At 73.3% G+C, this 13,532-nt stretch carries 10 protein-coding genes; 5 read left to right on the top strand and 5 right to left on the bottom strand.

Annotated elements, in window-relative coordinates; all coding sequences use genetic code 11:
* Positions 1-64 precede the first annotated feature (64 nt).
* Both ACGFYP_RS07095 and ACGFYP_RS07090 read left to right on the top strand, forming a co-directional pair.
* Positions 65-478, top strand: a complete 414-nt coding sequence (locus ACGFYP_RS07095; RefSeq protein WP_393487343.1) for an ATP-binding protein — start codon at positions 65-67, stop codon at positions 476-478.
* An 82-nt stretch (positions 479-560) separates the two neighbouring features.
* A complete protein-coding gene (locus ACGFYP_RS07090; protein ID WP_393487340.1) occupies positions 561-2,765 on the top strand; it encodes an FUSC family protein in 2,205 nt (734 codons plus the stop codon).
* On the opposite strand, the gene ACGFYP_RS07085 is transcribed toward ACGFYP_RS07090, so the two are convergent.
* Positions 2,752-4,329, bottom strand: a complete 1,578-nt coding sequence (locus tag ACGFYP_RS07085) for a DUF4139 domain-containing protein (protein WP_393487337.1) — start codon at positions 4,327-4,329, stop codon at positions 2,752-2,754. The two genes, ACGFYP_RS07090 and ACGFYP_RS07085, sit on opposite strands and share 14 nt — an antisense overlap.
* A 7-nt stretch (positions 4,330-4,336) precedes the next feature.
* The gene (locus ACGFYP_RS07080; RefSeq protein WP_393487334.1) at positions 4,337-6,430 is read right to left on the bottom strand and encodes a DUF4139 domain-containing protein; all 2,094 of its coding nucleotides are present in this window, start codon (positions 6,428-6,430) and stop codon (positions 4,337-4,339) included.
* A gap of 113 nt (positions 6,431-6,543) precedes the next feature.
* Between ACGFYP_RS07080 and ACGFYP_RS07075 the strand changes: the two genes are divergently transcribed.
* The gene (locus ACGFYP_RS07075; protein ID WP_393487332.1) at positions 6,544-7,098 is read left to right on the top strand and encodes an FABP family protein; all 555 of its coding nucleotides are present in this window, start codon (positions 6,544-6,546) and stop codon (positions 7,096-7,098) included.
* A 34-nt stretch (positions 7,099-7,132) separates the two neighbouring features.
* On the opposite strand, the gene ACGFYP_RS07070 is transcribed toward ACGFYP_RS07075, so the two are convergent.
* From ACGFYP_RS07070 to ACGFYP_RS07060, 3 genes are all read right to left on the bottom strand, one after another.
* On the bottom strand, positions 7,133-8,332 hold the full coding sequence (locus tag ACGFYP_RS07070) for a cysteine desulfurase-like protein (protein ID WP_393487329.1): 1,200 nt from the start codon (positions 8,330-8,332) through the stop codon (positions 7,133-7,135).
* Positions 8,333-8,508: 176 nt separating this feature from the next.
* The gene (locus tag ACGFYP_RS07065) at positions 8,509-10,077 is read right to left on the bottom strand and encodes a M28 family peptidase (protein WP_393487325.1); all 1,569 of its coding nucleotides are present in this window, start codon (positions 10,075-10,077) and stop codon (positions 8,509-8,511) included.
* 206 nt (positions 10,078-10,283) lie between these two features.
* Positions 10,284-10,916, bottom strand: coding sequence for a MerR family transcriptional regulator (locus tag ACGFYP_RS07060; RefSeq protein WP_393487321.1), 633 nt, complete (start codon positions 10,914-10,916; stop codon positions 10,284-10,286).
* Between the two features lie 852 nt (positions 10,917-11,768).
* Here ACGFYP_RS07060 and ACGFYP_RS07055 point away from each other — a divergent pair.
* Together ACGFYP_RS07055 and ACGFYP_RS07050 are read left to right on the top strand one after the other, a co-directional pair.
* Entirely contained in the window at positions 11,769-12,668 is a 900-nt protein-coding gene (locus tag ACGFYP_RS07055) for a sensor histidine kinase (RefSeq protein ID WP_393487318.1), read from the top strand.
* Positions 12,652-13,422 (top strand): response regulator, encoded by a 771-nt coding sequence (locus ACGFYP_RS07050; protein ID WP_393487315.1) that lies wholly within the window; start codon positions 12,652-12,654, stop codon positions 13,420-13,422. Before ACGFYP_RS07055 ends, ACGFYP_RS07050 begins: the two co-directional genes overlap by 17 nt.
* The last annotated feature ends 110 nt before the right edge of the window (positions 13,423-13,532 follow it).

Genomic DNA, 13,532 nt, shown 5'->3' with positions numbered 1-13,532 from the left:
GCGGTCCATTTCCGGGCGGGAGCATGGAAGGACGGACAGGTGCGACGGAGACTCGGAGGTTGTGATGAGCGGACAGAGCGGTATCGCCGTCCTGGCACGACACCCCCGCGCGGCGGCCGACGCCCGGTGTGTCCTGGGCAGGATCGCGCCCGGTGACGGCACGGGGACGGACATGGCCGCCCTGCTCCTGACCGAGGTCGTCTCCAACGCGGTGCGCCACTCCAGCGGGCCCGCCATCGAGGTCGCCGTCGATTACGACCGGTCCGCCGGTGTGATCACGGGCGCCGTCTTCGACGCCGACCCCCACATGGGCGGCGGCGCCCGCGCCGGCCGGGACGAGACGGGCGACGAGGCGGCCGACCTGGAGATGGAGACCGGGCGCGGTCTGGACCTCCTGGACGCGGTCGCCGGCGCCTGGGGCGTGGCGACGGTGGGCGGCCGCGGCAAGTGGGTGTGGTTCCAGGTCCACGCGGCGTGACCGCCCCGCACTCCGCGAGCTGTTCGAGGAGTGTCGCCGGGCACGGGGTGCCGGGGCGCGGGTGGTGGTCGATGCTGGTGGAATGAGCGGTTGGCTCCGTCTGCCCGCCGCCTACGCGGACGCGGCCCGCCGCTCGGTCCGGGTCACGGTGGCCGCGGGGGCCGGGTTCTACCTGTTCCTGTACGGGTTCGGGCAGACCGTCGCCGCGACCTACGCGCTCTTCGGCGCGGTCGCGCTCGGCGGTCTCTCGCGCATCCCGGGAACGGGACGGCAGCGGGCCGTCGTGCTGCTGCGGGGCCTCCCGGTGGCCTGGCTGCTGGTCGTCGTGGGCACCTTCCTGGCCGTACGGACCGCGAGCGCGGTGGCCGGGATGCTGGTCATCGGCTTCGCGCTCGCCTTCGTCGCCGTCGGCGGGCCCCGTCCGGCCGGTGCGGCGCCGGGGCTCCAGCTGCTCTACATCCTCCCCTCGTTCCCGCCGTACGCCCCCGACACCCTGGACGAGCGGCTGACCGGGACCACCGTCGGAATCGTCCTGCTGATCCTCGCCGAGGCGACCCTCTTCCCCGACCCGCCAACGCTGCCGTACCGGGAACTCGCCGCACGCGCCGCCGACGTGGCCGAGCGCTGTGCGGGGGAGCTGGCAAGGGCGCCGTACGCCCTCTCGCAGGAGGCCGGAGACGCGGCCGGTGCGGCGGCCCGGTCGCTGCGCCCCTCGCGGGTGCCGGAGGCCGAGCGGCCCGCCGGTCCTGGGGTCCGCTCGCGGGCGCTGGCCCACACCGGATTGGCGGCCCGCACCCTGCTCAACCGGCTCCACCGCTTGCCCGCCCCGCCACCGGGCCGGACCCCGGCGGACCCGGCCCTGGACCTGCTGCGCGCCGTCGGGCGGTCGGCGGCCGACAGCGCCGCGCAGCTGCGCGGGACACCCGAGGCGGGGACCGGGACGGGTGCGGCGACCGGGGCGGGGGTGCAGACGGGGACGGATGCGGGGGCGGCGCACGCAGGGCTCGTCGGTGCGCGGGCGGCGCTCGCCGCCGGGCCGACCCGGGCGGCCGACCCCTCGACCCTGCGCCGCAACGCGTCCCTGCTCGAACTGGCCGACGCCGCACTTGTCCTGTCGACGGCCGTGGGACTGGCCGTGCGGGGGCGGAGCCCCGGGTTCGCGCCGCCGAGCGGGCGGTTCTGGTACGCGGACATGCGGGCGCCGCAGCTGTGGTGGCGGCGGCTCGTGGGCAACACGGGGTCCCGGTCCGTCTTCTTCCAGAACGCGGTCCGGATCAGCCTGGCGCTGGCCGCCGCCCGGGCCGTCGCCGGCCTGGACACCCTCCCGCACGGCTTCTGGGCGATGCTCGCGACGCTGACCCTCACCCGGACGACCCTGGACGCCACCCGGGCCGGCATCAAGCAGGCGGTGGCGGGGACGCTGATCGGCGCCCTGTGCACCGCCGGGGTCCTCGCCCTGGTCGGGACGGACACCACGGTGTACGCGGCCGTGCTCGTACCGCTGCTGTTGATCACCTTCACGGTGGGTCCCGTGAAGGGCCTCGGCTGGGCGCAGGCGTTCTTCGCCCTCGTGGTCTCGCTGGTCTTCGCCCAACTGGCGCCCGCCACCTGGCGGCTCGCCGAGGTCCGGCTGCTCGACGTCCTCGTCGGCAGCGCGATCGGCGCCGTCTTCGGACTGCTGGCCTGGCCGCGCGGGGCGCGGCGGGAGGTACGGGAGTCCAGCGCGGTGCTGCTCCGGTCGGCGGCCGAGGCCGTGGTCGCCGCGGCCTCGACGATCGCGGCGGGCGGGGTGCGGGATCCGGGCAGCCCACCGCGCCACGCCGCGCTGCGGCACGCGCTCGTCCTGGCCGAGTCGGCGTACGCGCAGTTCCTGAGCGAACCCCGGGGGCCCGCGGCCGAGGAGAAGGCGCGGTCGACCGACTGGCAGGCGGTGCTGCTGACCGGGCACCACACGTTGTGGGGCGCGGACCGGCTGCTTGCACCACCGCCCGCGCCGGGGGAGGGCCCGGCGGAGCCTGTCCTCATGGCGTCGCTGGATCCCGAGGCGGCCGCCGCGCTGACCCGGCACGGGGACCGGGTGGCGGCCCGGATGCTGCGGCTCGCCACCCTCCTGGAGGCGAACGGCGATCCGGGGGACGCCCCCGACACGCCGTACGCCTCGCCCGAGGGGACCGCACCTGACGGGACCCCGGGCCGGTACTACGCGGCCGACACCTGGCTGGACGCCCTCCTCACGGACCTGGACCGGATCACGGACGCCGGCCGCGACGCGCTCAGAGCCCCGTGACCTTGGAGCTCGCCGACAGTTCGTAGACCAGGGTGACCGTGCGGCGGCCGCCGGGGGCGAGGGGGACGTCCCAGCGGGCGATGCCCTCGGCGTCGACCGCGTCCGGCGCCGGGGAGCACGCGTCCTTGTGCAGACGTACCTCCACCGCCGACACCTCGGAGACCGGGATCCGCTCCCGGAGCACGACCACCCGCTCGCCGTCCTCGCCGGGGGCGGAGAACCGGGACACGTGCAGCTTGACCGTGCGGGTCACCACCGTCCGCTGGGTCAGACCGGCCGTGTCGCGGGTCTCCTCGGCCTGCCGGACCACCCGGTGGTCGTCGCGGCTGCCGAAGGCCAGCTCGACAGGGGCGCCGAGGGCGGTGAAGTCCAGCGTCCCGCGCCCGCTGAACCCGCCCGAGCGGACCAGGTCCACGGGCCCGGCGAGCAGCACGTGACCGGAGAGGTTGTCGAACCGCACCACCTGGGTGACCAGCGGGGACAGCTCCGGCGAGCACGCGTACTCACTGCGCGCCTCCGCGCCGAACGAGGAGAGCGGCACCCGGTGGGCCCGGCCGTCGCCGGGCACCGAGACCGGCGCGGGGGCCCGCAACACCCGTGTCTCGCCGCCGTCGTCCACGCCCGGCAGGCCCACCACCGGGGCCGGGCCGAGGCTCCCGATCTCCTCCTCGCGCAGCTCGACGTCGACCGTACGGCGCTCCGCGGCCGAGCGGTCCTTGAGGGTCAGCCGGTCCTCGCGGAGGCGGGGCGGATCCGTGGCCAGGGCCGAGCGGGCCGTCGACAGGGTGAGCCGTACGTCCGACCAGTCCTCACCGGTGCGCTGCCAGACCATCGCCTCGGTCTCCAGGGTGAGGGAGTCACCGTCGAGCACGGCCCGGTAGGCGGGCCGCCACAGCGCGCACGCGGTGAGGTGACTCAGGCGCAGACCGACCGGCCCGGCCGCCTCGGTCTCCACGGTCAGCTCGACATGGCCGACCAGCTCGGCGGGTTCGTCCTCGGCGAGGTCCATGGCCCGCTCGACATCACCCAGTTCGGCGGCGACTGCGGCCAACCGGGCGTCCACGGTACGGAGTTCCTCGCCGGACGAGTCCCGCTCGCCGTCCACCCGGTCCAGTTCGGCGGCCCAGCGCGTCCGGTCGCTCTCCCCGAAACCGGCGCCCTCGCCGATCTCCCGGAGCAGGTCGGCGGCGAGGCGGCCGAGCAGGTCGAGGCGGGTACGCAGCCGGTCGCGTCGTCGCTCCAGACCGCGCCGCTCCTCTTCGAGAGCGTGCTCGCGCCGGCGCAGCGGTGAGTCGTCGTCGGTGGGCGGCTGCGGTCCGCGCGGGGTCCAGGCGCGGACGATCCGTACGTCCAGGACGGTCGCGCCGTGATCGGCCGTCAGCTCGGCGTGCAGGGTCCTGTCGACGGCGAGCGCGCTGATCGGTCCGAGGCGCAGCCGCTGGACGCCGGCCGCAAGATCGAGCACGGTGGCGCGTTCGACGTGGGCACGGTCCTCGAGGCAGGTGACGGCGGTGACGGGAAGGGCGGTGACGGGGAAGGTGATCGGCTTCGTGGCCGTGGTCATGGGTGCGTCAACTCCTGCGGTTGCCGCCGACCAGGGCCTTGCCGGTCGGGATGCGGATCTCGTAGCCGCCTTCGAGGGCGGTGGTGGCCCCGGCGGCCAGTTCACGGCGCCACACGCGCGTGCCCGACGCGTGGCGATCGGGCCCTTCGCCTGCTTCGGGGGTCGTCCAGTCGGCCCGTTCCTCGATGCGGACGTCCGCATCGGAGGTGACCGGGACCCGCTCGCGGACCTCGACGGTGACGGGCCGCGCGAGCCGGTTGGCCACCTCCACGTGGACGCGGTGGTCGAGCACCGTGGTGGTGTTGCGCAGACCCGAGGTCGACTCCCGCAGATGGGTGCGGCGGGTGACCCGGATGCCCTCGGCGGGCCCGAGCCCCACCCGTCGTACACCGCCTGGGGCGAGCGTCGGCAGCGCGGTGGTCAGCAGGAAGTCGTCGTCGACGGTGACTTCGACAGGACCGGCCAGGAGGGCCTGGTCGGTGGCGTTGGAGAGTACAAGCGTCGCGTAGACGGTCTGCTCGACGGACGGCACACAGAGGTACTCGGTCCGCAGGCCGACCGGGATCTCCCCGACGGTGACGGTGTGCCAGCTGCCGTCCGAGGGGATGTCGGCGCGGGCGTCGGCGTCGAAACGGTGGTCGAAGGAGCCCGCCGACCTCCGCGGCCGCACGGCGTGTCCGGGCAGCGGCAGCGAGGCCACCGCTTCGGCGCGGCGGCGGTACTCGGCCGCCACCGGGTCGAAGGAGGCGTCGGGGAACAGCCGGCCTCGCCGACCGCCCGGCTCCTCGGGTCCGCTCAGGACGAGCGCGGCGTAGTCGAGTTCGGCCCCGCTCGGCTGCGGCGGACCGGGCATCGGCGGGGGTACCGGCGCGGCGGCGCGCTCCATTCCTGAGCCCTCCGCGCCGGAATCGGCACGGCCCCGGGTACGCGCCCTTGCGTCCGGTCGTTCCCCGGGCGGCTGCGGCCCCGACGGCTGCGACAGGGCGGGCATCGGGGCGCCGTACGCGGCGCCGGGCACCGGGAGGCCGCCCGGCACCGGGAGGGCGCCGGGCGGTCCGCCGAAGCCCTGCGGGGCGGGCGGCGGTGGCGGCGCGACGGGGGCGGGTGCGACGGGGGCGGGTGCGGCTCCGCCCACGGCAAGGGCCCCTGCTGCCCCGGACCGCGCCGGGGCGGGGGAGGAGCCCGCCGCGTCGAAGCCGGAGAACAGGTCGGCGAGCCCCGCCGGGGGCTCGCGCCAGCCGGGCGGCGCTGGGGCGGCCTGACGGCGTCCGATCCGCACCGAGTGCAGCCTCGGCAGATCGGTACGCCGCCGCAGATCGGCGGTCGCGAGGGCGAGACGTACGCCCGTCCAGTCCTCGCCGGTCCGCTGGGCGACCGAGGCGCGCAGCACCAGACGCCCGCTGCCGTCGCCCTGACGGTGCGTGAGCCGGTACGTCGGCACCCAGACCGCGCCCGGCACGCCGTACTCCACCTCCACCTCGACGTCGCCCTCTGCGGTGCCGTCGAGCGTCAGAAGCGCGCAGACCGTGGTCTCCACGTGTGCCTCCGGCGCGTCGGTGGAGGCGCGGGCCTGCCGGTCGAAGGCGACTTCGAGCGCGTGCTCGGCGTCGCGCACCGCCTCCTCCAGCTCGGCGAGCCGGGTGTGCAGTCCCGTCAGCCGCTCCTCGACGAAGTCGGTGAGCTCCAGCCACGCGTCGACGGGGGTACGGCGGTGCTGCGGGTCGTCGCGCTTGCGTGCCGGGGGAACAGGGCGGAGCGCCCCGACCTCCGCGATCAGGCTCAGCTGCCGGTCCCGGCGCGCCTCGGCCTGCGCGTACGCGTCCCTCAGCCGCTCGACCTCGCGCCGCGCCGCGTCGGGATCGCCCGCGCCGAGCGGCTCGGCCTCGACGTCCACCCGCGCCTCGGTGACACGTACCCCGGGCGCGCCCAGGACGCGAACCCGCAGCGAGCCCGGGTCCAGCGAACGGGGCAGCCCCGTCACCCGCACCCGGCCGTCCGGCGGCACGCTGCCACCGGCCAGGCGCCGGCAGAGCGCCCCCTGCGCGTACACCACGACCGAATCGAGGGTCGACCCCCACCGCCCCGCCGTTCCCGCCTTCATGTTCCCCCGTCCCCCTAGGTCGTTCGTGCCGAGCGCAGCCTATGCCCGGGCGGGCCTGCGTGTGCGGCCTAAGCTGCCATCCGGAACCGGCCGAGACCCCAGGAGCGCACATCATGCACGACCCCGCCCAGCAGCACCCGTTCCCCGACGCCCTGCACCCGGACGCGGCACCCGCACCCCACGCGCTGCTCGCGCCGGTGATCGGACTCCTCGGGACCTGGGTCGGCCGGGGCAGGGGCGGATACCCGACGCTCGACGAGGAGTTCACGTACGCGCAGGAGGTCACCTTCAGCCATGACGGGCGCCCCTTCCTCCAGTTCGAGGCGCGCGCCTGGCTCCTCGACGCCGACGGCAGCCCGCTGCGGCCGTCGGCCCGGGAGACCGGCTGGTGGCGGCTCCAGCCGGAGGGCCGGGTGGAGGCGTTGATCACCCAGCCCACCGGCATCGCGGAGATCCTGGTCGGCGGTGCCGTGGACGGCACGGTCGACCTCACCAGCCACGCGGTGGCGCTCACTCCCACGGCCAAGCAGGTGAGCGCCACCCGCCGCCGCTACACCGTGACGGCCGAGGGCACCCTCGACTTCACCCACGACCTCGCGGCGGTCGGTCAACCCCTGCAGCACCACCTCTCGGCCCGGCTCGTCCGTGCCGGCGGCGTCACGCCGTAGGGCCGACGGCCTTCCCGGACCGGGCGAGGACGGATCAGAGGAAGGCGGCGAGGCCTTCGAGGAAGCGGTCCACCTCGGCTGCGGTGTTGTACGGAGCCAGTCCCACGCGCAGGGCCGGGCCCTCCAGCTTCAGGGCGACGAAGGGCTCGTACGCGTAGAACTGGCCCGCCGTGGCCAGGACGTCGCGGGCGGCCAGGTGGATCTGGGCCTCGCGGGGGTCGCGCCCTTCGAGGGTCATCAGGAGCGTCGGGGTGCGGTCCTGGGCCTTCGAGTGCGGGGTCACCGCGTCGCCCAGGTCGCGCAGGCCCTCCTCCAGGCGTGTACGCAGCGCCAGTTCGTGCTCGTGCAGGGAGCGCAGGGACGACGCCAGCCGCTCCCGGCGCGTGGTCCCCGCGCCCGGGTCGATCGCCGCGAGGAAGTCCACCGCCGCCCGCGCGCCCGCCAGGATCTCGTACGGGAGCGTGCCGAACTCGAAGCGTTCCGGCACCGTGTCGGGCGAGGGCAGCAGCTTGTCCGGCCGGAGGGTCTCCAGAAGCTCGGGCGCTCCGGCGAGGACAGCGCAGTGGGGGCCGAGGAACTTGTACGGCGAGCAGACGAACAGGTCCGCCCCCAGCGCCGGTACGTCCACCAGCTCGTGCGCCGCGTAGTGCACCCCGTCCACGTACACCAGCGCGCCGACCTCGTGGGCCCGGTCCGCGATCCGGCGTAGCGGCGGCTTGGTGCCCAGGACGTTCGAGGCCGCCGTGACGGCGACGAGCCGGGTGCGGGGCGAGAGGACCCGCTCGTACGACTCCAGGTCGAGTTCGGCGCTCTCCCGCTCGATCTCGATCCAGCGGACGGTCGCCCCGGCGCGCTCGGCGGCCTGGACCCAGGGGCGGACGTTGCAGTCGTGGTCGAGACGGCTGACGACGATCTCGTCGCCGGCTCTCCAGCCCTGGGCCAGCAGCCGGGCGAAGTCGTACGTGAGCTGGGTGGCGCTGCGGCCGTGGACGATGCCGTTCGCGGGCATCCGGAGCAGGTCGGCGTAGGCGGTGCGGAACTCCGTGACGGACCGTTCGGCGTTGAGCTCGGACGGGCTGATCGACCCCCGGTTGGAGATGGGGCCGGTCAGGGTCTCGGCGATGGCGTCTGCGACGGGGCGGGGGGTCTGTGTGCCGCCCGGTCCGTCGAAGAAGGCGAGGCCGTGGTCGAGGGAGGGGAAGTGGGCTCGGAGGGCGGTGACGTCGATGGCCATGATTCCTCGGCTTTCTGTCGGGCCGGTGAGGGTGCTGCTGCGGGGCCGTTCTCCGTGCGGGTGGCGGGGAGTTGGTCTCCCGGGAGAGCTCGTTCCGTGATGCGGGCGAGCTCGTGCCCGGGTGCCGTGCCGTCGGGAGCGACGGCACGGCACCGGGGAGGATGGTGCGAGCAGGGCTACTCGGTCACGCCGTGGCCGCGTCCTTCGCGCGGGGCCGCCGCCGCGTCGGCGGCGCTGCCGTCGGTGCGCGCCGCCGCGCCCGTCGGCTGCCTCAGGGAGCTGAGGTCGTGCGCGTACGTGCCGACGGCGTTGGCGATGACGTCGATGTGGGTGTCGAACGCCGGCAGGCTGACGTTCCTGACCGTGTCACCCGCCCCGTGGTAGTTCGGGTCGAACGCCACCCCCGCCGTACCGCCGAACTTCTCCGCCTCGGCGGCCGTCTTGAGCGCCTCGGCGCCCGCGAACGTACCGCCGGAGGGTATGCCCGCGTCGACGAACGGGCCGTAGTCGAAGCGGGCGACGAACGGCGTGCCCGCGTGCGGCAGGCCCCGCTTGCCGAGGAAGGCGGTGATGTCGCGCTCGAGCCGGTCGGAACCGGCCGGTGCGGCCTGCCCGTTGGCGCCGTCCGAGTTGTCGCCGTCGTAGACGAACAGGCCGTGGTTCGTGGAGGCGATCAGCTCGAAGTTGAGGTAGAGCTTGATCTCCCGCTTGTCCAGCGGCGTGAGGTTCGCGACGTAGTGGTGCGAGCCGACCAGTCCGCTCTCGGCCGCCGACCACCAGGCGAACCGCACCTTGTTGCGCGGGTTCTTCTCCTTCTTGGCCAGCTTCAGGGCGACGTCGAGCAGCCCGGCGGAGCCGGAGCCGTTGTCGTTGATGCCGGGACCCGCGAGGACCGAGTCGAGCGAGGCGCCGAGCATCACCGTCTCGGCCGCGTTGCCGCCCTTGGTCTCGGCGATGACGTTGTTGGTGGAACGATTCTCCTGGAGCTGGCGGATCTCGAAGGAGACGTTCACCGGGCCCCCGGCGAGGTCGGCGGCGAGCTTCTCGCCGGCGGCCTTGCTGATCCCACCTGTGGGGATCTTGGCGGCGGCCGGGTCGCCGAGGGTGCCCGAGAGCGGGCCGTACCCGGCGTCGATGTTGTTGTAGATGAGGGCGCCGATCGCGCCCGCCGCGGCGGCCTGTTGCTGCTTGACGGCGAAGGCGCAGCCACCGCGCTTGATCAACGCGATCTTCCCGGTGAAGGCGCCCGCGGCGTAGTCGCCGGGCTCACAGCCCGTGGTGCCGTCGGCGTCGACGGGGACGGCGGCCAGATCGGCCCGTACCCCGCCGACCGGCGTGGACTTGGTGTACGTCAGGGCCTTGATCTCGATGTCGTACGGGGCCGGTGTGACGGTCGAGAGCTTCTCGGCGAGCGTCTGGGTGTAGACGAAGCTGAACCTCTGGTACGAGACGAGGTACCCGGCCTTCTTCAGTTGCTGGTAGACGTAGGCGGCCGAGGCGTCGTGGCCCAGCGAGCCGGCGACGCGGTGGCCGCCTGCCGAGTCGGCGATGGCCTGAAACTTCTGCAGGTGCCGTAAGGCGTCCTGGGCGGACGCCTCCCGGACGAGCGCCTGGGAGAGCGTGGCGGCGTCCTTGCCCGGCCTGTCCTGCTGGGAGGAGGCGGGGGATGCGGAGACCAGCAGGAGCGGGGTCGCGAGAGCAGCTGCGGCCAGGGCGGCCACGGCTCTGCGAGGTGATGCGTTCACAGAGGTCCTTCCCGATGCGAACGAGGTTGAGGGGAAGTTAGCGATCTCTGGGGGGTTCTGTGAACAGATGTGCCACAACTCACGCCATTTCGAGCACAGTTGTAGACATCGAGTGGAGGAGTTGTGGGCGGAGGCCTGTCGTCCGCGGTGGTGTGCATGAGGGGCGGGCGAGGGGGTGACGCCCGGTGGTGCCTGTCGCCCGGCGGTCAGTCCGTGCGAGCGGCCGAGCGGTCCGCCCCGCCGGCCGCCGAGGACAGGAAATGCTCGTGGGCGAGTCGGCGCATCGCGGAGAGGGCGACGGCGCCCAGAGCGGTGACCGTCACCAGGCTCGTCGCGGCGCTTTCCGGGTCTTCCTGTTCGCCGAGGATTTGCATCTCCAGCTGGGCAATCCGCTCCAGGTTCTCGGCATAGGCGGGGAACAACCGCGGAATGTCCTGGTGATCGAGCGATTTACAGGCGATCGCCACCTGGCAGAGCGTCTGCCAGGCCGGGTTGTCGGGGCCGACCTGCCAGCCCCAGCCCCGGATCAGCCCGGACACCCTGGCCTGGGCCCATTCCCACTCCTGATCGGGTGAGGCGGAACCGGGTGTCGGTAAGGCGTACTGCGTGAGGCGAAGCAGTTCGCTCGCCGGTGGTCGTTCCTCCTCCATGTGCCGGACGAGCCGGCGCACCTCGGCATGGGAAACGCCGACATTGAGGAGTGCCTTTACCAGTGCAACCCTGCGTACATGCGACTCGTCGTATTCCGTGAGGGTCGGTAGGAGATCGAGATCCTGATACGACCGCAGTGTGCGGACGGGGACTTTGGTCCGGCGACTCAGGGCGGCGAGCTGCGACACAATCCACCGGCTTTCGGGAACGTATTGGCGCGGGCGTGGTGTGCGACCCGGCAATGGAATTCGGGGCCGCCGTGACCCTAGGGGGCGGGAATGCGACGACACAAGGCATCGCGGTCCGCTGCCGAAGGGATTTGGCTCAAAGGGGAAGTCTCCGTTCTCGCCCGCGGGGTTGGTCTCTCTATACAGGCCTCCCGGCGTGGCGCGGACCCGCCCCTGGACGGGCCCACGGCTCGGCCTGAAAAGGCCGTTCACGGGTAAACCACTTGGCCGGTCGGGTGGGTGATCTTCCACCCCGTCGCGGCGCTCCGTCGAGGTGTTCGGCGCCTGTTCGCCCGTCACCCGGTTCATGTCGGGTGCCCCTTGGTGTCGCCGGGAAGGGTATATGCCGGACCTTCGTGGGTGTCCGAGTTCTTTCGGCGGATTTGCGTCGCCGGTCAAAGGGGGCGGGAGGCGTGGATTCCGCAGGCATGGCACTTGACGTCCTTTAGGCGGTACGGCATGATCATGACGATCTCCGGCATTTCTCTCCGTTTTGCACCGTCTGGTGACGGGGAGTCGTGGAGGGGGCGGGTAAAGGGGAGGGGGGAGGCGTTGTCCGACACGTCGGCACGGGGAATGTCAGGGCAGCCGCCATGTGTCGAGGACGAGGGGCCGGCCGCGGAATTAGTTGCCTGCGAGCCCGAGTTACTCGATGCCTATCGGAGCAGGCTCATCGATCAACGGAATCCGCTGGGGACCGATGCGGAATCCTGGAAATCCTGCCGTGACCAGGCGCGCAGAATATTGTCGGAATGCCGCGACGCGCCGGGGGGCGCGGCCGGGGCGTCCGAAGCGGAGCGCCCCGCGCGCCCCGTGGCCCCCCCGACCGGAGTGCGGATCGCGCGGGGGACCGTACCGCTCCATGTCGTACGGGCGGGGGCCTTGCTGGTCCAGCTCGTGGCGGAGTTCCTGGAGCGGCCCCGCACCCCTGGGCCGCTCCAGGATCCGGGCGGCAGGACGCGGCTCCTGGTACGGGTCCAGGAGGCCGTCACGCGCGCCGTGGAGGAGGCCGCGGACGGAGACGATCTCCATCTGCTCGACGTCGTACGGGACTCCACCCGAGCCAGCCGCGACGCGATGGCGAGGGAGATCCACGACCGCGTCGGCAGCGCGGCAGGACTGGCGCTGCGGCAGCTGGAGCTCTACGAACTCACCCAGAACGTCTCGTCGGTGACCGATCCCCGGCTCGACGCGCTGAAGCAGGCGATCCTGGAGACGATGCAGAGCGCCCGGGACATCGTGACCGAACTGCGCACGGGCGCGCACTCCGCGGGCTCCCTGGGGGTGGCGCTCTCCGCCTTCGTCACCGCCATGGCGATCGACCGGCCCGTGGTGGAGATCCGGGTCGAGGACGTCGACGATCCTCTGCCGCAGGCCGTCGGCGAGCAGCTCTTCCTCGTCCTGCGCGAAGGCCTGCGCAACGCCCTGGCCCACGCCGACGCCTCGCGCGTCACCGTCGACGTCCGAGGCGACGGAGGCGACGGCGAGGCAGGAGACGTGCTCGGTGGTGGCGTACGCCGATTACGGGCCTCCGTGACCGACGACGGCGTCGGCCTCCCCCCGGAGCGGGAGTTCGGCAACGGCCTCGCCTCCGTGTCCGAACGGATCCGGCTGCTCGGCGGCCGCTTGGAGATCCGGAGCGCGCCAGGACGTGGCACAACCCTCGCGTTCTCGGTGCCGGTGGGGGAGGAGTGCCATGCGGACGTCCGATGACCACCGGACCCCGCGGACCGGCGAGCCGATCCGCATCGTCGCGGTCGACGACCACTCCCTCCTGCGCGACGCCCTCTGCCAGCTCCTCAACGCGGAGGACGACCTGCGCGTCGTCGCCGAGGCCGACACCTCCGTCGGCCTCGGCGACCTGGTGGCGAGCACCGGAGCGCACGTCGTGCTGCTCGACGTCGAGATGCCCCGGCACCACGCGCCCACCGTGGTCAGCGAGTTGACCTCACGCTTCCCGTTGCTGCGGGTGCTGATGCTGTCGATGCACGACCACCTCCCGCTCGTCCAGGAGCTGCTCGCCCGCGGGGCGCACGGCTATCTCCACAAGAGCGCCCCGCGCGCCTCGCTGCTCTCCGCGATCCGGGGCGTCATGGCACCCGAACCGCAGGTCATGATCGTCCTGCCCTGCAGCGCCACACCAGGGACGGCCTTCAGCGCTCCGGAGCACTCCCTCTCGCCGCGCGAACGTGAGGTGCTCACCCATGTCGCCGGTGCGCTGAGCAACCGTCAGATCGCCAACGAGCTGGGCATCACGGAGGCGACGGTGAAGCGGCACCTGCGGAACATCTTCGAGAAGCTCGGCGTGGCCTCGCGCATCGGGGCCGTGAACAAGGCCGTGGAGGCGCGACTGATCGATCCGTCCGCGAAGGCCAAGCAGCCCGCCGCACACCGGTCCGCCGCGCATCATCCGGCCACGCAACGACCCTCCACGTTCCCCGAGTTGGCGTTCCGCCGTGTCGTGTGACCGAGTGCGTCGGGTCGGGTGGGGCAGGTGGGCAGGGTGGAGCGCCATACGCCTTTCGGAGCATGCCCGATGCTCCCTGAAGGGCCTGGTGTCACTCCCATGACCGGATT

The sequence above is a fragment of the Streptomyces sp. NPDC048370 genome (genome assembly GCF_043200825.1).
GTDB lineage: Bacteria > Actinomycetota > Actinomycetes > Streptomycetales > Streptomycetaceae > Streptomyces.
Note: the sequence above shows the minus strand (reverse complement) of the source record. Positions and strands in the feature narration are given on the sequence as shown.